Raw genomic sequence first — 17,878 nt, forward strand, 5'->3', positions numbered from 1 at the left:
TTTTATTGTTTTCAATATTTTTCTTGGTAAAGCATGACCCTGTACCCGGCTTTCAGATGCACCTTGACGGTTCGCATCTTTTTGGCGATGTACTGGCTCGTGCCTTGTATCAGCCCCTTGCCCAAGTCGGAGGCGAGCTGCGCCCCGGCATTGGTGGAGATGTTGATGCTGCTTCCCAGCGAGCCGCCCATGTTGGCGGCGACCTCCCGGACGGCGTTCATCTCCATCGAGTTCGGGATGAAGATGCCGGGCTGTCCGTCCGTGTCATAGACCGCAAGCTCCACGGGGATAATCGTGCCGTCGTATTCCAGCGAGGTAATCTCGATGTCGAGCCGCTCACCCTGTATCTTGCCCGTGCCGACCACCACCGCACCCCGGGGTATTGTCCTGCCTGCCACCGCCATAGGCTCCAGCAGGCGCAGCCTTACCGTCTGCCCGTCCGTCACGCTCTGCGCCCCATGCACGCACGCCGGTATGGTGTTCCTGTCCAATACCTCCGCCGTGCCGACAGCCGTGTTGAAACCCCGGTTGCGTTCCTGCGATAAGGCGGCGACAAACTCCGCGTTACTCATAGGCTGTGAGAGTGAAGAAACTACTTGATGCTCCACCTGTCTGATAGGCATTGCCTTGTTCTTCTTCCCTTTCTGCACGGTAGTTGGCTCTGCCCTCTGTTCCGCCGATGGCTGTCCTCCGTTCTGACCGCCCATGTACTTTGCCGCCAGCTCGTAGGACTTCTCCATAAGAGCCACCTGCTCGTCCATAGAGGAAGCCTTGCCCCTCTCGCTTTCCAGTTCCGACTCCAGCGATGCGATGCGCTCCAACAATTCGTCCATCTCCGCATTGTCGTTTTTCGGCTGGTCGTAGAAGTTTCCGAGCGTGGCGTTCAGGTCACGGTAGGCGGCTGCGGAGGACTGGATGGTCTGCGGCGTGGCTGGCTTTGCCCTTTCTTCCTTGCCGCCCGGATTGGCGAGGTCGAAGTCCACTCCGTTCTCCGTTCCCGCTATCTCGCGGTCGAACATGTCGCCCAGCTGCCCGATGGCACGGTTGCGGCTCTCCTGACGCTCTTCCATCTCCCCATGCTCGTAGGCTTTCAGCTTGTCGCCGATAATCTGCCGGTTCGCCTTGTCAGCGTCGGGCATCTCGGTGTTGTATCCGTCCGTTCCCGGCGGTTGCTCCTTGCCGGAGGACGGGGCGAATATCAGCCACATCGCCCCGATGAACACCAACACCATAGCGGGCAGCACGATCATCTTCTGCCGTTTCAGCCGTTGCGCCTCTGTCAGCGGTTCGCGCTCCTTTTTCGGTTTCCCCGTTTCGGGAGCAGCTTTGTTCTCTTTCGTCGGTTCATTCTTTGTCTGTTCCATATAAATAAGGTGTTAAGTGATTGCCTGTTTCCGCCGGGGTCGGCAGTTCCACCCGTCCGGCGTGTCCCGTTTCCATATGTGAGCCGTCGTTCCTGCCGATGTCATAGACGGCTCTGCCGAAGGTGTAAAGGGCAAGCACCGCGAAGGCGGCGAACATCCCCAGCACGATGCGGCGGCGTGTTTCCGGCGGCAAGCCGTCCAGATACCCTTTGAGACTTGCCGCCAAGCGTTTCCGTTTGTCGTGGAGTTTCCAATACATGCCCCACATTGATTTTCTGATACTTTTCATGTCCTGTTACCGTTTGATAGTCTGTAAATCCTTGTTCTCAATGATGGTGAAACCCTCGATGGTAAAACCGTTCGGGTTGTCATCCGACCGCGATGCGTTCAGCAGGCGGCAGGTGGTCACGAGGCTGCGCTCGGTGACGTTGCTCTGCCGGATGATTTTCTGTGTGGCGTAGGTCACGGCACGGTAGGGATAGGCGTTGAAGTCGCACACCACGCTGTCCACCTTCAGCACTTGGTTGATGTTCCCGGCGATGATGCGGTTGTAGTACCCCTTCTCCGCGAAGTCCGAATAATAGTGGTACACGCTCTTGTCCGCCAGCAGCAAGGCACGTTTCACGTTGTGTTCAATCGCGCTTTTTTCAGGTGATAGCGTGAAGAACATCTCGTGGAAACGGCGCACATGTTCCCGTGCCTCCGCCGGGCGGTTCTGCGACAAATCCTGAGACAAGGCGAGCATCAGGCTCTTGCCGTTGTCCAGCACATAGATTTTCTCCCGTTGCTTCTCTGCGAAACGGTAGGAGTTCCACACGCTCCACACCGTCACCACGGCGCACAGCGAGAGGAAGACGATACCGAACAGGCGTATCTGCCTGAACGACGATTCGATGTTTCTAAGTGATTTGAATTCCATTTATATTTTCCAATTTATGATTGCACATTGATTATTTCAGCAATTTGCCGACACGTCCGACTGCGTTTCCTGCGGCTGCACCCGCCACGCTGCCCGCCATGCTTCCGGCTCGTCCCGCCATCTGGTTCACGTTGCGACCGTAACCGCCCATGCCTCCGGCTTGGATAATCCAGCCCGCAACGGTGGGAATGGTAAAGTAGCCGATGATGCCGATGCAGAGGAATACGATATACACCCCGTCGCTCGAATCCAGCGAGAAGTTCGGGTCTGCCTGCATCCGCTCGATGTCGTTTTGCAGCATCAGAACCTGTATCTTCGCCAGTATGGTGCTGAACATGTCCGATACCGGTAGCCACAGATAGACCTGTATATAGCGGCATATCCACTGCGTGAGCGTGTTTTGGAAACCGTCCCATACCGACAGGGCGAAGGCTATCGGACCGAGAATCGCCAGCACCACGAGAAAGAAGGTGCGGACGGTGTCTATCACGAGGGCGGCGGCTTGGAACAGCAGTTCGAGTATCTCGCGGAAGAAGTCGCGGATGCTCTTCTTCATGTTGTACATTCCCCGGTCGATATACATTCCCGCCATCGTCACCATGTCGGAGGGCGACCAGCCGAGTTCCTCCAGTTGCTTGTCAAATTCCTCGTTGGACACGAGGTAGGCGGTTTCGGGGTTGCGTACCATCGCCTCGTATTCCAGTTTGTCCTTCTGCTCCCGGTATCGGTTCATGTCCAGCGTTTCCGCCTCCAGCATCTTTGCCGTGCCCTGTACGACGGGTGAGAGGATGCTGTTTATCGTGCCCAGCACCACAGTCGGGAAGAACATGATGCACAGACCGATGGCAAAAGGACGGAGCATCGGGAATACGTCTATCGGTTCAGCTCTCGCCAGCGACTGCCATACCCGGTAGGCGACGTAGAACAGCGCACCCAGCCCGGCGATGCCTTTCGCCACACCAGCCATGTCCCCACACAGCGGCATCATCTGCTCATAAAGTGAACGTAAAATCTGATGAAGGTTGTCGAACTTCATAGGCTACCAGTATCTTTCGTTCATGTTCCCGTACAGCCCCATGATGCGGTCGAGGTCGTTCTTCTTTTTCGCACGCAGGTAACTCACGGAGATGTTCTTGTTCGTGTAGTAGCTCACGAGGTTGCGGTAACGCTTCATCTTCGAGTGGCAGCGTTCCACCACGTCCATGCGCTCCTTGTCGGTCATGGAGAGCGTGGTGATGTTCACCACGTTCCTGAGTTCCGTCAACACTTCGTTGCTTTCCTCCAGCAGTTTCGTGTAGCCGAAAGCGATTGCGGAAAGCTCTTCGGGTCTGAAATTCCCGTCACGGAGCATCCGTTGGAAACTGTTCACATAGATGTCTGTGATGTCGCCCACCATCAGGATGGTCTGCTGCACCTTGCGGGCGTCCTTGACCAGATTGTTCACCGATTTGAGGGCATCGTAATACTTCTTGCCCTGCTGATAGATTTTCACCGTCTCCTGAAAGTTGCTCACCATGTTCGTGGCGGTCTTGGAGGTATGGATGATGTTTTTGGAGGCATTGATGATGCCCTGCGCTAGATTGCCCGGATCGCTTACGACCCACTGTGCGCTTGCCCTGCCCGCGAAAAGCAGGCACAGGCAGATAATCATTGTTATTCTTGTTCTCATGTTACTTTGGATTTTAGTGGTTGTTATTCTTCGGTCGGATGTCCCGGCTGCGGCTTCACCCGCACATAGTCCCCGTTTGGCGAGAAAGTCAGCACATCCGTGGCCTCGTTGTAGGACACGTCGATGCGGAAGCCGGTGTTCATGAACAGGTTGCCGTTCTCCTCCTGCAAGAGATAGGTTTCCGGCTTGAGCTTGCGGCGCAGACCGCTACGACGGAACACCGTCACTTTGTAGGCTTCGCCCTCCTTGTAGATAAGCACGTCAGGTTTTCCCTCCACGCTCTCCCAGTTCCCGCACAGCATGTCGCGGCGGTTGTCGGCCACGTCGCAGGATTGCAGCATCATGACCGCCAATCCGATAAGGCACTTGCTGACTTGCAGCATTTTCACTTTTGGTAAATTCATACGCGTTTTTCTTTTTTGGTTGATACATTCTGTTTTTTAGTTATTCCTTGTTTCTCCGCCTTTCGGCAAGCTGCCGGATGGCGGCTTCGATGTCGTCGCCCAGCTTCTCCGCCAGACGGTAAACCTCCACTTTTTCCGTTTCCTCGGTGGTGTACGCCAGATACTCTTCCGCGCTGACCTCCGTGGCATAGACCGCCGACTGCGTGCCGCCCAAGCCTATCCACACCTCCTTGTAGAGCCGTGAAGGGTTGTTCGCCATGTTGATGGAGAGTATCTGCGACTTCTCCTTTTCCGTCAGTCCGAGCAACGCCTGTATCTGGTCGAACTTGTTCATATATTTCCTTTGGTCAAGCAGGATTTTACAATCCGAGTTGTTGATAATGCTCTCTTTGACCACCGGAGAACTGATAATGTCGTCCACCTCCTGCGTCACCACGATTGCCTCGCCGTAATATTTTCTGACCGTCTTATACATATAGCGCAGATATTCAGCCATGTTCGCCGATGAGAGGGCCTTCCAAGCCTCTTCCACGATAAGCTGTTTCCGCACGCCTTTCAGCCGCCGCATCTTGTTGATGAAGGCTTCCATGATGATGATGGTCACGACGGGGAACAGTTCGCGGTTTTCTTTAATCGAATCTATCTCGAAGACGATGAACCGCTTGCCGAGCAGGTCGATGTTCTCCGTGGAGTTGAGCAGGAAATCGTAACGCCCGCCCCGGTAATACTGCCGCATGGTGGTGAGCATGTTGTCGATGTTGAAGTCGGACTTCTCCACCTTGATGTCACGCTGTGCCAGTTCCTTGCGGTAGTCGTCACGCATATACTCGTAGAAGGTGTTGAACGACGGCACGATGCTACGGTCGGATTGGATGCGCTCAATATAGGCACTCACGGCACTGCCCAGCTCGCCGCTCTCCGTCTTTGTCACCTTGTCGTCCTCCGACTTCCAGAGCGTCAGCAACAGGGTCTTGATGCTGTCCTTCTTCTCCACGTCGAAGATGTAATCGTCGGTGTAGAACGGGTTGAAGCTGATGGGCTTATCTTCCGTGTAGGTGAAATACACACCGTCCGCTCCGCCTGTCTTGCGTCGGATCATGCCGCACAAGCCCTGATAGGAGTTTCCCGTGTCCACCAATACCACATGTGCGCCTTGCTCATAATATTGGCGCACGAGGTGGTTCATGAAGAAAGACTTGCCGCTGCCCGAAGGACCCAGCACGAACTTGTTGCGGTTGGTCGTGATACCTCGCTTCATGGGCAGGTCGGAGATGTCAAGGTGCAGCGGTTTTCCCGTGAGCCTGTCCACCATCTTGATGCCGAAGGGCGAGAGCGAGCTGCGGTAGTTGGTTTCCTCTGTGAACAGGCACACCGCCTGTTCGATGAAGGTGTGGAAACTCTCTTCCGCCGGGAAGTCCGCCGCATTGCCGGGTATCGCCGCCCAGTAGAGTGTCGGGCAGTCGATGGTGTTGTGGCGCGGCACGCATTCCATGCTTGCCAACTGGCTGCCCACGTCGTTCTTGATATGCTTCAGTTCCTCCGCATCGTCGCTCCACGCCATGACGTTGAAGTGTGCCCGTACCGAGGTCAGTCCGTAGGAATGGGCTTCGTTCAGGTATTGGTCTATCCACTCGCGGTTGATGCTGTTGCTCCTTGAATAGCGAGATAGCGACTGCATGTTACGGGCGGACTTCTCGAACTTCTGCAAGGTTTCCTCACTGTTGTCTATCAGCACATACTGGTTGTAGATATGGTTGCAGGAGAGCAGAAGCCCCACCGGGGAGGCGAATGACAGTCGGCAGTCACTCCGGTCGGTGGAGAGCTTCTCGTAACGGGTGTCGGTAGCCACCTTGCCCGGCAGGTCTTCCGCGTCGGAGAGGGTGTGCAGACACAGGCGGTTGTCGCCGATGCGCATCTCCCTTGCCGAAAGCTCGATGTCCTGCAAGGTGGTGTCACCTTCCGGCATGAGCGAGAAGTAGCGTTCAATAAGTCCCGTCTTTCCCTCAGTACCCACAATCTCATCGGTGGAGAGGCGGCGCAGCCTGACAAGCCCGCTGTCGTTCATGATGCGCTCGAACTGTTCGCAGGCTTCCAAGAACTTGGTCGTGGTTTCCCTGTCCAGCTCCTTCGGGATGATATGTCCCCGGCACAGCGTGCTGAAATTGCTCTGCATCCGGTTACGCTCCTTTGTTGTCTTGGTCAGGTAGAGGTAGCAGGTGTGTTTCAGGTACGGACGCTCGTTGAAGTGACGCTCGAAAGAGCGGCTTAAAAAGCTCATGTCGTCCTTCTGAAGCTCCGGTTTGTAGCGTTCCTTGATGAACCAGTCCTGTTTGTGGACGACGGAGTAGTCCGGCAGCACCTTGATAGCCTTGCACCAGCAACTGTGTATCGCCTCGTACTCCGCACCCGTCACGGTGTAAAGTTCCGGTAGTTCCACCTCGAAAGCCACCGTGATGTCGGCGTCCTTTGAGATGATGCAGCCATGCTCCACCGCTAAAAGTGGGAACCTGTTTTCCAGTGTTGTCATTTTCGATGTATTCCTCATTGTCTTTCTTCCTTTCGTTGTCGTTTGAACAGACGGGTTATCCGCCGCCGGTTGATAAGGTATCGGGGATGGCTCCGTGCCGCTCCTAATTTCATCAGCCCGTGTTCACCGTACCGGGCGTTCAGCGCGAAGGTCTGCCATACAAGGAGGGAGGACGATGCCGCGCCGAAGCCGATACATATCCACTGGTCGATACCGACCATGTAGAGGATGACGAACAGGACGAAGAGAGCCAGCAGACCTCCGCAGAAGATGAAGAGGTACTGTGCCTTCAAGCCCTTGAACTCTACCGGACGGCCGATACCCTTGTTGATTGGGTATTCAGCCATACATTATTTATTAAAGGAAGAATGAGCGCAGGATGGTGGCGGCAACAATCAGGAAGATGCACGCGCCGAACCACGAGGCGGCTGTCTTGCTGGTGTCGGGGTCGCCCGATGAAAACTTGCCGTACACTTTTACGCCCCCGATAAGCCCGACGACTGCACCGATGGCGTATATCAGTTTAGTTCCGGGGTCGAAATAAGAACTCACCATAGAGGTGGCTTCGTTGATGCCCGCGATGCCGTTTCCCTGCGCGAAAGCGGAGGCGGTTGCGGCGATGACAAGTGCCGCGGAGAGGATTGCTTTTCTGTTTTTCAAGATGTTCTTGTTCATAAACTGTTCTTGTTTTTTGCCGTCAAAAGGGTGGATGGTCCTTTGTCGGGCGGTTGATACTTTGTTTCTTTACTTTGGTTTTAGTGGATGCCCGTTTGTTTCCACGGACGTGGGCGTGTCCGTTGCGGATGGGGATGCGCCTTGCGTTTCCTCGCCGCGTGGGTTGATGTCATTCTTTCATGTTCATTTCTTTTATTGTTGTCATACATAGTTGCGAATGTCGAACTCCTCGATGTTGTCCGGCACGACGAACTCCTTTTCAGATTTCTTCAGCCGAATCTCGATAAGCCCCTTGATGCGGATGCCTATCTCCGAAGAGCCTTCCATCATTTTCTCGTACAACTCCGTGCCCTCCATGTCGGTGAACACCTTAGCCGCCTTTTCACGTTCCGCCTGTGTCGCGTCCGGGTTTTTGGCGGTCTTGCAGGCGTCGTCAATCTCGTCAAAGCTGCTGCCCGAAGCCCGTGGCGTGTCCGAGGCGTCCTCTTCCGGTTCGTCGTCCCCGTATCCCAGTTCCTCCGGCGGTATGCTCGTGAAGGTCTCATCGAGTTTTTCCTCCGGGACTTGTGCCGGGCGGGATGCGTTTCCCGTTTTTCCGTCGTCAAAAGTAGCCTCTTCCTCCGACAGCTCAATGCCTTTTTCAATAGTGGCGGCTTCTTGCGTCGGTATGGCAGCGGTTGTCCGGGTGGATGCCATCCTGAAACGGCTCTTGCCGATGATGTCCGCCTTTTCCGCAGGGACTTCCTCGTGTGCCGCTATGCGTTTAGCCTCATTCCCGTCCAGTGACCGCCATAATCCGACAATGCCCTTGAAGAAGCGGACAATCCGCGTGTCCATGATGCGCTCGTAAAGGAGCAGGAACAGGAACCAGAGGTTGCAGCCGACCGATACCGCCAGCAGAATGTCTGTCATGCTGATTGTGTAATTCATATCCTTCCGTTTTTGGTTAGAATACTGAATTGTAATTTCGGGCATAAAGGCTCTTTATCGCATCTTCGCACTGGTTGAAGTGGTGCGTCAGCACATGGTCGATGTAAGCGGACAGCGTAAGCCGGTCATGCCCGATTACACGGGTGATACGCATGATACGCTCGTGGTACTCCGGGCGCACATACGCCATCTTCCCCTCACGTGCCTTTACTTCCGGGTCGCGGATGAACAGGCGTTCATAGTCCTTCTCACTGCATTTGCCGCTTACCGGGACAGGCGACAGTATTTCCACACTCGCCTGCACTTGGGTAAACATACCTCCGCAGTCTTGCTGTGGTCTTTTTTCATTCGGTGTCATTTCTTTTTCCATTTTCAAATCAGATCTTCACGTTGTTTCTTGTACAGTTCGTTGATTCTCTCCTTGTGCTGTTCCAGATGCTGGCGCAGCACGGTATCCACATATCCGCCTACTGAGATTTCCCCTCCGGCGATGTCGTTCACGATTCTGAGGATCTTGCCGTGGACGTCACGGCTGATATAGACACATTGGCGGGTCTTTATCTCGTTGCGGCGCAGGAATAGCTCGTTGTAGTCCTCGTCCTGCCTTTTCCGGCGTCCACTTTCCCTCTGCGCTTTTTCCCGTGTTACGGGTTGCACAGGAGATGGTTCCGGTGCGGCGGTGTCCTCTTCGGTCGGTGCAGCTGCGGGTACTTCCTGTGCGGGGCGCAGTGTCCCGTCCTGTGTGCGCCGCCCGATGGAGGCTAACAGCAGTTCCTCGTCGATGCCTTCCGTGTTCACTTTCCTGCTGCCCATGCTCACTGCGGTCTGATGATGTCGCTTATCTCTTCGGAAAACTCCCGGATGCCACTCCCTTTCAGCAGTGCCGTGTCCATCGGGAAGATGGTGGAGCGGAAAACGCTCTTGCGCTCTTCCGAAAGGTCACGGCGGAACTTCTTGCTGTCGGGCAAGCGGGTGGAAAGTACCGGAAAGCCCATTTCGGCTATCACTTCCTCGTAGATGCCGTACAAGTCGTTCCTCTCCCTGCCGTCCACCATCGTCCAGAACAGATGCAGCCCCTTTGTTTTCGCCTGTCCGGTAGTCATCAGCCTGTCGCGGAACATCGTGACGAATTTCAGGGTACTCTCCACGACAAAGCGGTCGGCACTCAGCGGAGTGAAAATGTAGTCCATCTGCGAGAGCGTCTTTATCACGCCGTTGCTTCGGAGTGTGCCGGGCATGTCGAAGAACACCACGTCGGGTTTCACGTCCTCAGTGGCAATCATCCTCTCGGCATCGTCGAGGGCGTTCACCGCATTGCTTTTGACGATGGTGTAGGCGTTCTTTTTGATCCGGCGGAAATGGTCGCAAGCGAGAGCCTTGAAGTAGGTGCTGCTGTCGATAAGCCCCATTTCGTGTTCGCGCAGCCCGTGGATGCTGTGCTGCGGGTCGTCGCAGTCCACGACGGCGACATTGTAGCCTTTCACGTTGTGCAGGTAGCTGGCGGCAAGTGCCGTGACAGTGGATTTGCCGATGCCACCTTTCTGTGTTGCGAATGCAACGAAGATTTCCTTACTCATAGTTCCATTTATTTTAATTGTTGATGATTTGTTTTTCTGTTTCCATACGGATTTGGCTGTCGCACCATCCGCTTCCGTGACTACACACGCAGGCGGGTCGTCGCGTATCCGGTTCTGTGGTGAAGCGGTGCGTCGGACAAATGGTGATTGACGACATTGCGTCATGAAGTCATTGAATCCATACGTCACCGAATTGTCGGAGAACCGGGTTTCCGACGGTTCGGGTATCCGTTTCGGCAAGTATCCGAAGAAGCGGATTTCCGGGTATTTGAATGTTCCGTTTATCATATCTTCAAATCGTTCGTTTCTTGAATCATGCTGCAAATAAACAAGTATATTTTGGAACCTGTATCACTTCTCCGGCAAGTGGCGGCACGTTGCGCCGGTTGGCAGTCATTGACCGGGTCAAGCATCTGTCCGATACCGCTTTAAGGGCGTAACTTTGCACCCGGACAGCAGGGTTCGCCGATGACGCGCGGCCCGGAGTCCTGAAAGGTATTTTCCCAATCCGTCCCCTGACGGATTTTTATGTTCACCTGAACATAGCAAGATGTCTTTTCAGCCGCTCAAAATATTTTGAGCAGCCACGAAAAGCACTTGCCCTTGCAGGGGGCGGGCTTTCCCTCCGAAGTCGGGAAGCCTTTCAGAACTGCGGTGCTGTAATCCGAAGCGGCGGCTTATGCCGTCAATCCGCTAAATCCAAAGTAATATGAAAGAGAAAAGGAAAAGCAAATCAGGGAGAAATCCCAAACTTGATCCGGCGGTGTACCGGTACACCGTCCGTTTCAACGAGGAGGAACACAACCGTTTCCTCGCCATGTTCGGAAAATCGGGTGTCTATGCACGGTCTGTTTTCCTCAAAGCGCACTTCTTCGGGCAACCGTTCAAGGTGCTGAAGGTGGACAAGACGTTGGTGGACTATTACACCAAACTGTCGGATTTTCATGCACAATTCCGTGCCGTGGGTACGAATTACAACCAAGTCGTGAAGGAACTGAGGCTGCATTTTTCAGAGAAAAAGGCGATGGCGTTGCTCTACAAATTAGAGCAACACACCGTCGAACTCGTGAAACTGAGCCGCCGGATTGTGGAACTTTCAAGGGAAATGGAGGCAAAATGGTCGCAAAAATCAGTGTAGGAAGTTCGTTGTACGGCGCGATTGCCTACAACGGGGAGAAGATTAACGAGGCGCAGGGGCGGCTTCTCACCACCAACCGCATCTACAATGACGGTTCGGGAACGGTGGACATAGGCAAGGCGATGGAGGGTTTTCTCACCTTCCTGCCACCGCAGATGAAGATCGAGAAGCCGGTGGTGCATATCTCTCTCAACCCGCACCCGGAGGATGTGCTGACCGATATTGAGTTGCAGAATATCGCCCGCGAGTATCTGGAAAAACTCGGTTTCGGAAACCAGCCTTATCTTGTATTCAAGCACGAGGACATCGACCGCCACCACCTGCACATCGTGACGGTCAACGTGGACGAGAACGGGAAAAGGCTCAACCGGGATTTTCTCTACCGCCGCAGCGACCGTATCCGCAGGGAACTGGAACAGAAGTACGGATTGCATCCGGCAGAACGTAAAAATCAGAGATTGGATAATCCGTTGCGCAAGGTGGCCGCATCGGCAGGTGATGTGAAGAAGCAGGTAGGCAACACCGTGAAGGCTCTGAATGGGCAGTACCGTTTCCAGACGATGGGCGAATACCGTGCGCTCCTTTCCTTATATAATATGACGGTGGAGGAAGCGAGGGGCAACGTGCGCGGACGGGAGTATCACGGGCTGGTCTATTCCGTCACGGACGACAAGGGTAACAAGGTGGGCAACCCGTTCAAATCCTCGCTTTTCGGGAAGTCCGCAGGCTATGAAGCCGTACAGAAGAAGTTTGTCCGTTCCAAATCGGAAATCAAGGATAGGAAACTGGCAGACATGACGAAACGCACCGTCCTTTCCGTGCTGCAAGGCACTTATGACAAGGACAAATTTGTATCCCAACTCAAAGAGAAGGGCATCGACACCGTACTGCGCTACACAGAGGAAGGGCGCATCTATGGGGCTACCTTCATCGACCACCGCACGGGATGCGTGCTGAACGGTTCGCGCATGGGTAAGGAGCTTTCGGCGAATGCCTTGCAGGAACACTTCACCCTGCCATACGCCGGACAACCGCCGATACCGCTATCCATCCCTGTGGATGCTGCGGACAAGGCACACGGGCAGACCGCCTACGACAGTGAAGATATATCGGGCGGTATGGGCTTGCTCACTCCCGAAGGTCCGGCGGTAGATGCCGAGGAAGAGGCTTTCATCCGGGCGATGAAGCGCAAAAAGAAGAAAAAACGCAAGGGCTTGGGTATGTAATCAGAGTATCAACAATTAAAAAATCAATGTATGTCACAACAAGAAGACGATTTGAGGGCATTGGCGAAAATCATGGATTTTCTGCGTGCCGTGAGTATCATTTTAGTGGTCATGAACGTGTACTGGTTCTGCTACGAAGCCATCCGGCTGTGGGGCGTGAACATCGGCGTGGTGGACAAAATCCTTCTGAACTTCGACCGCACGGCGGGGCTGTTCCATTCCATTCTCTACACGAAGCTGTTTTCCGTCCTTTTGCTTGCCTTGTCCTGTCTGGGTACGAAGGGTGTCAAGGGTGAGAAAATCACTTGGGGGAGAATCTGGACAGCATTTGCCGTCGGGTTCGTGCTGTTTTTCCTGAACTGGTGGTTGCTGCCCCTGCCGCTGCCGCTTGAAGCGGTGACGGGACTGTATGTCCTTACCATTGGAACGGGCTATGTCTGCCTGTTGATGGGTGGTCTGTGGATGAGCCGCCTGTTGAAACACAATTTGATGGAGGATGTTTTCAACAACGAGAACGAGAGTTTCATGCAGGAAACGAGGCTTATCGAAAGCGAGTATTCGGTCAATCTGCCGACACGTTTCTATTACAGGAAACGCTGGAACAACGGTTGGATCAATGTAGTTAATCCCTTCCGTGCGTCCATCGTGTTGGGTACGCCGGGCAGCGGCAAGTCCTATGCCGTGGTAAACAATTTTATCAAGCAACAGATTGAAAAGGGCTTTAGTCAATACATCTACGATTTCAAGTATCCCGACCTATCTACTATTGCCTACAACCATTTGCTGAACCACCCGGACGGCTACAAGGTAAAGCCGAAGTTCTATGTGATCAACTTCGACGACCCGCGACGCTCTCATCGGTGCAATCCCATTCACCCGGATTTTATGGAAGATATTACGGATGCCTATGAGAGTGCCTACACAATAATGCTCAACCTCAATAAAACGTGGGTGCAAAAGCAGGGCGACTTCTTCGTGGAGTCACCTATCATTCTGTTTGCCAGTATTATCTGGTATCTCAAAATCTATCAGAACGGGAAGTTTTGCACGTTTCCCCATGCTATCGAGTTTCTGAACCGCCGTTACGAGGATATATTTCCGATACTGACCTCTTATCCGGAGCTGGAGAACTACCTTTCGCCGTTCATGGATGCGTGGCTTGGAGGGGCTGCGGAGCAGCTCATGGGTCAGATAGCGTCGGCAAAAATCCCGCTTTCGAGGATGATTTCACCGCAGCTCTACTGGGTGATGTCAGACAGCGAGTTTACGCTGGACATCAACAATCCCGAAGAGCCGAAAATCCTCTGCGTGGGTAACAATCCCGACCGTCAGAATATCTACGGTGCGGCACTCGGTCTGTATAATTCCCGTATCGTGAAGCTCATCAACAAGAAGGGGATGCTGAAGTCATCGGTCATCATCGACGAGTTGCCCACAATATACTTCAAAGGGTTGGACAATCTTATAGCTACCGCCCGAAGCAACAAGGTTGCCGTGTGTCTGGGCTTTCAGGATTTCAGCCAGTTAGTGCGTGACTACGGGGACAAAGAGGCGAAAGTGGTGATGAACACTGTCGGCAATATTTTCTCCGGTCAGGTGGTGGGGGAAACAGCCAAGACGCTCTCCGAGCGGTTCGGTAAGGTGTTGCAGAAACGGCAGTCCATCTCCATCAACCGGCAGGATGTTTCCACCTCCATCAACACGCAGATGGACGCGCTCATTCCACCGAGTAAGATTTCCGGGCTTACGCAGGGAATGTTTGTCGGTTCTGTATCCGACAACTTCAACGAGCGTATCGAGCAGAAGATTTTTCATTGCGAGATTGTGGTGGATGCCGAAAAGGTGAAACGGGAAGAAAGTGCCTACAAGAAAATTCCCGTCATTACAAACTTCACGGACGAGGACGGCAACGACCGCATGAAGGAAACGGTGCAGGCGAACTACCGGCGCATCAAGGAAGAGGTGAAGCAGATTGTGCAGGAGGAACTGGAGCGTATCAAAAACGATCCGGTGCTGTGTAAACTGCTACCAGATAATGAGACTGTCTAACAAGTCCCCAAAATTGAAAATTATCCCTATCGAAGTTTGAAGTGACCCCCAAAAGTTGGATACAATTTTTTTGGGGGGCACTTCAGTTCTGACGGGTAAAATCGTAAAATTCGGACTTGTTAGACAAATACTTACGCGGTTTCAACCTCAGGTACTGAATCTATCGAATTGACAAATTTAACCAATTGCGGATCTGAATCTTTTTGTATGAGGTTTCGGAGACTCTTTTTCAATTCATAAGCATCATCCCCTGCTGTATTTATTAAATCCATATAAAAATCTTTGTTTTGCAGAATCAATGAACGGCATGCCCCATCGGAAATTACAGGTTTCACTATTTTATCAATAACGTCTCCAGCTTGACTTTTCAAATTACCATGCGATCTAAGCCATGTTTCGAAAAATTGAAACTTTATTGCATTGATAGTCTTTTTACCGATGCAGAAATCATTTCTTATATCGGTAACTGTCGATTTAATTTTTCGTTTATCCAATCTTTCAACTATATTCTTGAAACAATTAGGGAAAGGATTCAAACTTTGAGTTCCAGAAGCAATATCCATCAGAATCTTTTTGCCAAATTCAGTCAAGTTATCTGGCAAGGATTTGATTTTAGCCAGTAAATGTTTTATTGCGACAAACCAATAATATGATGTATGTGCTGTTCTTTGGGCGTATAATGTATCAACACTTATTTCAGACAACGCTTCGAACGCTATTTTATTGATATGATCGGTCAGGACATTGCTTATTTTAGTGGTCAAATCGTAAAAAGATGCGTCAGGAATTACATCTTTAATATTGTTCTTAGTGATATACTTATCCAAATCGGTATTCCACTCTGCTAAATGCTCGATAAATACCTCATCCGTTACACCTATTCTGTTCTTAATATCTTCAAATTGGGGCAATATGTCTGAGAGCAATAATTTATAGCCAAGTTTATGATTTACCATGTATTGTAGTGTTTCATTTAATAGCGGTATATTCCATCCCACACTATTTACTAATAAGTCTCCATGATCCACATAATAGTCCATGAGTTCTGCAACATATTTTATATCTCCACCCTCTATTAAGGAAACGGAATGACCATGTGCCAATTGCATGGCGACTAAATCGTAATATCCAGACTCTTTAATGTTTCGGCCATCAGTTTCTAATTCAGAATGCAACTGATTTATGTAGGTTGAATCTAACGTTACAGGTAAAGGTCTTTCTTCGTCAGATGCCAATAAACGATAGGTTGTAAATATAGCCCCTATATTATCTTTATTTACATTCTGTTCATCAATGCAATTCGTGATCGCTTGCAAAAGCGTTGGAAACGTATAGGTAGAATTATCTTTTAACGTTTTTACAATATCTGCATGGTCGAAATTATCGGGTAGTAAGTTTGCCAAATAATTATCGAGCGCCTCCGAATTTGTTGCTACTTGATAATATTTATATGCTTTAGTTGTCGCGTTATCCCGATAGGCAGCATCTGTTGCATTTGCAGCTTGAATATAATCGATAAATGTATTTGGCTTGACTGTTTTTGCTTCAATCAATGACGTAAAATCGCACGCCAACTTATTTTGCGCAATAAACCTGTCTATTGCATCTAACGTTTTGAAATAGTCGCCGCCATTGAAGTCATTGAACCGAACTATCTTCTTATATAATTGAGCAATCACATGGTTTTGGCTTTCCGTGTCTAAATGCAACAGCAGTTCTTGGTATTCGACAGGGAACACCTGCTTCTCTATGGATTCTTTTAATTTCAATTGTGCTATTCTTTGCCATACACGCAGAATAACATCGCTCTTTCGAGTTAATTTATGCAAACAATGTATAATCTTATCGATAAGCGCATTGTCCATACATTGTATAACTTCTTCTAATACAGTGTCAAATTGTTTATTAGTCTCTGCATATTGATTTATGTCGTGGTCTTCTTCTCCGTTGATGCAGCCTTCAATATATTTTTTCAATGGAATTTGTCGAGCATCTTCAACATCGACACCATATACCAAAGCTGCAATTTCGCGTTGTGTTTGCAGATCATTGTTAATTATTGTTTGAATGCCATTCAGATAGTCGCCGGACAATATTTGTTCTACTGGATTTGCCAGAATATCCGTCTTCTTCAAACAGAACAATGCTATGTTTATCATCAAAATTTCGTTACACCACTCTTGTTTAAGAGCGACCATCTCATTGATATATGATATAATTTCCCTAACATTGGCATTAGGATTTACCAATCTGAATATCCGATTTATAGTTTCTTTCGCTTCATTTTCTGTTTCTCCAAATGCTTCAACAAACAGTTTGTTGAATATACTTCGATAGTCGGTAATAACAGGAGGAGCAACACGATAAACAATAGGGAAAGTTTTATTGATAAAATACTTGGTCAGTTGTTTCGTTTGTTCGTCGGTCTCATCTCCGAATGCACAAGCTAAATGTGTTTCATCGAAAGGAATAACAGCCCAAACATTTTCAAAACCGCTATCGGCGAAGAACGTATGGATAGAAGACCATAATTCTTTTACTTTTTCAGCGGGGAGACGATCCATGTTGTCAAAAACAAGGACTAATTTACGTTGTCCTTTTTCCTTGATAAAATCAGAAATGTCTTGCATCCATGTTTTGAACTCGTAAACCGTTGGTTCGTCTTCGCTCAAAGTCTCATAGCAAACGTCCTTTTCGACTTTATCTTGATAAATAGCTAACATATAACTCCATCCATATTTATGATCTTTGCTATATGCCCATTTCCAAACGCACAATGCAATAAGAACTGGCAGTGCAGCTATGATAATAGACAATAAAGAAAACCACCATGTTGTGGGTGTAGGTTTTACTGCATACGCAATAAATGTAAATATCGGAGTTAAAACTGCAACCAAAAATGCCGCAACCATACCATTACTGATAAGGGGATATTTTTCGGTTACGGTCTCCGTTTTACGGGCTAATAAATATTTCAGCTTTTCAGACCATGATACGGTTTTCGTACCTCCACCTTTGACTTTTATTGTTGCATTTCCAGATAGGATACCATCATCAATAAGTTTGCTTGTAAGCAATTCCAATATAGAGCGGCGTTGCAAGTCCTCTTGATGTCCCCATGCGTCATACTCAAAAAAGTAATAGTCGTCTGATAATTCACGTTCCAACATTTTAACCACGTTGGATTTTCCAGATCCCCAAATACCTTCGATGCCGATAATTCGAGGTAAAGTACATTCCTCATCCAATGAATCATTCTGACAAAAATGGCGAGCAATAGTTTTTGCCAACCTTTCTTGCGAACCTCCATCGAATTTGTCAATACCACACGGTTTATTTTGGATAAACCGCGGATATTGCTGTTTGGATTGTAGTTTTGTTTCCATATACGTAATTTATT

18 protein-coding genes are annotated in these 17,878 nt (G+C 50.6%); 4 read left to right on the forward strand and 14 right to left on the reverse strand.

Annotation, left to right across the window (positions count from 1 at the left end; translation table 11 throughout):
* Positions 1-11: 11 nt before the first annotated feature.
* The 13 genes from traM to BACINT_RS03695 all read right to left on the reverse strand — a co-directional run bounded on the left by traM (position 12) and on the right by BACINT_RS03695 (position 10,230).
* Positions 12-1,364, reverse strand: coding sequence for a conjugative transposon protein TraM (gene traM / locus BACINT_RS03635; RefSeq protein WP_004291521.1), 1,353 nt, complete (start codon positions 1,362-1,364; stop codon positions 12-14).
* The gene (locus BACINT_RS24330; RefSeq protein ID WP_018697145.1) at positions 1,345-1,632 is read right to left on the reverse strand and encodes a TraL conjugative transposon family protein; all 288 of its coding nucleotides are present in this window, start codon (positions 1,630-1,632) and stop codon (positions 1,345-1,347) included. The genes traM and BACINT_RS24330 overlap by 20 nt, the downstream gene beginning before the upstream one ends.
* 27 nt (positions 1,633-1,659) lie before the next feature.
* A complete protein-coding gene (gene traK, locus BACINT_RS03645) occupies positions 1,660-2,283 on the reverse strand; it encodes a conjugative transposon protein TraK (protein ID WP_004291519.1) in 624 nt (207 codons plus the stop codon).
* 31 nt (positions 2,284-2,314) lie between these two features.
* Complete coding sequence (gene traJ, locus BACINT_RS03650; protein WP_004291518.1) at positions 2,315-3,319, reverse strand: conjugative transposon protein TraJ; 1,005 nt, start codon at positions 3,317-3,319, stop codon at positions 2,315-2,317.
* A 3-nt stretch (positions 3,320-3,322) separates the two neighbouring features.
* Positions 3,323-3,952, reverse strand: a complete 630-nt coding sequence (locus tag BACINT_RS03655; protein WP_004304283.1) for a DUF4141 domain-containing protein — start codon at positions 3,950-3,952, stop codon at positions 3,323-3,325.
* 23 nt (positions 3,953-3,975) lie between these two features.
* Entirely contained in the window at positions 3,976-4,356 is a 381-nt protein-coding gene (locus tag BACINT_RS03660) for a DUF3876 domain-containing protein (RefSeq protein ID WP_004291516.1), read from the reverse strand.
* Positions 4,357-4,396: 40 nt separating this feature from the next.
* Positions 4,397-6,901: a TraG family conjugative transposon ATPase gene (locus BACINT_RS03665; RefSeq protein ID WP_004291515.1), complete on the reverse strand. Its 2,505-nt coding sequence runs from the start codon at positions 6,899-6,901 to the stop codon at positions 4,397-4,399.
* Complete coding sequence (locus BACINT_RS03670; protein WP_004291514.1) at positions 6,898-7,230, reverse strand: DUF4133 domain-containing protein; 333 nt, start codon at positions 7,228-7,230, stop codon at positions 6,898-6,900. Before BACINT_RS03670 ends, BACINT_RS03665 begins: the two co-directional genes overlap by 4 nt.
* A 10-nt stretch (positions 7,231-7,240) precedes the next feature.
* Entirely contained in the window at positions 7,241-7,558 is a 318-nt protein-coding gene (locus BACINT_RS03675) for a DUF4134 domain-containing protein (RefSeq protein WP_002560983.1), read from the reverse strand.
* 201 nt (positions 7,559-7,759) lie between these two features.
* Positions 7,760-8,488: a hypothetical protein gene (locus tag BACINT_RS03680; RefSeq protein ID WP_004304280.1), complete on the reverse strand. Its 729-nt coding sequence runs from the start codon at positions 8,486-8,488 to the stop codon at positions 7,760-7,762.
* A gap of 16 nt (positions 8,489-8,504) precedes the next feature.
* Positions 8,505-8,858: a DUF3408 domain-containing protein gene (locus tag BACINT_RS03685; protein WP_004291505.1), complete on the reverse strand. Its 354-nt coding sequence runs from the start codon at positions 8,856-8,858 to the stop codon at positions 8,505-8,507.
* A gap of 2 nt (positions 8,859-8,860) precedes the next feature.
* A complete protein-coding gene (locus BACINT_RS03690; protein ID WP_004291503.1) occupies positions 8,861-9,301 on the reverse strand; it encodes a DUF3408 domain-containing protein in 441 nt (146 codons plus the stop codon).
* A 2-nt stretch (positions 9,302-9,303) separates the two neighbouring features.
* A complete protein-coding gene (locus BACINT_RS03695) occupies positions 9,304-10,230 on the reverse strand; it encodes a ParA family protein (protein ID WP_005783105.1) in 927 nt (308 codons plus the stop codon).
* Between BACINT_RS03695 and BACINT_RS24480 the strand changes: the two genes are divergently transcribed.
* The 4 genes from BACINT_RS24480 to mobC all read left to right on the forward strand — a co-directional run bounded on the left by BACINT_RS24480 (position 10,229) and on the right by mobC (position 14,478).
* The gene (locus BACINT_RS24480; RefSeq protein WP_196029218.1) at positions 10,229-10,393 is read left to right on the forward strand and encodes a hypothetical protein; all 165 of its coding nucleotides are present in this window, start codon (positions 10,229-10,231) and stop codon (positions 10,391-10,393) included. The two genes, BACINT_RS03695 and BACINT_RS24480, sit on opposite strands and share 2 nt — an antisense overlap.
* A 381-nt stretch (positions 10,394-10,774) precedes the next feature.
* Positions 10,775-11,203 (forward strand): conjugal transfer protein MobA, encoded by a 429-nt coding sequence (mobA, locus tag BACINT_RS03700; protein WP_004291488.1) that lies wholly within the window; start codon positions 10,775-10,777, stop codon positions 11,201-11,203.
* Positions 11,182-12,429, forward strand: coding sequence for a conjugal transfer protein MobB (mobB, locus tag BACINT_RS03705; RefSeq protein WP_004291483.1), 1,248 nt, complete (start codon positions 11,182-11,184; stop codon positions 12,427-12,429). The genes mobA and mobB overlap by 22 nt, the downstream gene beginning before the upstream one ends.
* 30 nt (positions 12,430-12,459) lie before the next feature.
* Positions 12,460-14,478, forward strand: coding sequence for a conjugal transfer protein MobC (gene mobC, locus BACINT_RS03710; RefSeq protein WP_004291482.1), 2,019 nt, complete (start codon positions 12,460-12,462; stop codon positions 14,476-14,478).
* 131 nt (positions 14,479-14,609) lie between these two features.
* On the opposite strand, the gene BACINT_RS03715 is transcribed toward mobC, so the two are convergent.
* Positions 14,610-17,864: a P-loop NTPase fold protein gene (locus BACINT_RS03715; protein WP_004291481.1), complete on the reverse strand. Its 3,255-nt coding sequence runs from the start codon at positions 17,862-17,864 to the stop codon at positions 14,610-14,612.
* Between the last annotated feature and the right edge of the window lie 14 nt (positions 17,865-17,878).

It is taken from the genome of Bacteroides intestinalis DSM 17393, from assembly GCF_000172175.1.
Lineage (GTDB): Bacteria > Bacteroidota > Bacteroidia > Bacteroidales > Bacteroidaceae > Bacteroides > Bacteroides intestinalis.

Coding starts and splice junctions, on each gene's coding strand:
- traM (WP_004291521.1), bottom strand. CDS start 1,364: ATGGAACAGACAAAGAATGAACCGACGAAAGAGAACAAAGCTGCTCCC.
- BACINT_RS24330 (WP_018697145.1), bottom strand. CDS start 1,632: ATGTGGGGCATGTATTGGAAACTCCACGACAAACGGAAACGCTTGGCG.
- traK (WP_004291519.1), bottom strand. CDS start 2,283: ATGGAATTCAAATCACTTAGAAACATCGAATCGTCGTTCAGGCAGATA.
- traJ (WP_004291518.1), bottom strand. CDS start 3,319: ATGAAGTTCGACAACCTTCATCAGATTTTACGTTCACTTTATGAGCAG.
- BACINT_RS03655 (WP_004304283.1), bottom strand. CDS start 3,952: ATGAGAACAAGAATAACAATGATTATCTGCCTGTGCCTGCTTTTCGCG.
- BACINT_RS03660 (WP_004291516.1), bottom strand. CDS start 4,356: ATGAATTTACCAAAAGTGAAAATGCTGCAAGTCAGCAAGTGCCTTATC.
- BACINT_RS03665 (WP_004291515.1), bottom strand. CDS start 6,901: ATGAGGAATACATCGAAAATGACAACACTGGAAAACAGGTTCCCACTT.
- BACINT_RS03670 (WP_004291514.1), bottom strand. CDS start 7,230: ATGGCTGAATACCCAATCAACAAGGGTATCGGCCGTCCGGTAGAGTTC.
- BACINT_RS03675 (WP_002560983.1), bottom strand. CDS start 7,558: ATGAACAAGAACATCTTGAAAAACAGAAAAGCAATCCTCTCCGCGGCA.
- BACINT_RS03680 (WP_004304280.1), bottom strand. CDS start 8,488: ATGAATTACACAATCAGCATGACAGACATTCTGCTGGCGGTATCGGTC.
- BACINT_RS03685 (WP_004291505.1), bottom strand. CDS start 8,858: ATGGAAAAAGAAATGACACCGAATGAAAAAAGACCACAGCAAGACTGC.
- BACINT_RS03690 (WP_004291503.1), bottom strand. CDS start 9,301: ATGGGCAGCAGGAAAGTGAACACGGAAGGCATCGACGAGGAACTGCTG.
- BACINT_RS24480 (WP_196029218.1), top strand. CDS start 10,229: ATGAAGTCATTGAATCCATACGTCACCGAATTGTCGGAGAACCGGGTT.
- BACINT_RS03695 (WP_005783105.1), bottom strand. CDS start 10,230: ATGACGCAATGTCGTCAATCACCATTTGTCCGACGCACCGCTTCACCA.
- mobA (WP_004291488.1), top strand. CDS start 10,775: ATGAAAGAGAAAAGGAAAAGCAAATCAGGGAGAAATCCCAAACTTGAT.
- mobB (WP_004291483.1), top strand. CDS start 11,182: ATGGTCGCAAAAATCAGTGTAGGAAGTTCGTTGTACGGCGCGATTGCC.
- mobC (WP_004291482.1), top strand. CDS start 12,460: ATGTCACAACAAGAAGACGATTTGAGGGCATTGGCGAAAATCATGGAT.
- BACINT_RS03715 (WP_004291481.1), bottom strand. CDS start 17,864: ATGGAAACAAAACTACAATCCAAACAGCAATATCCGCGGTTTATCCAA.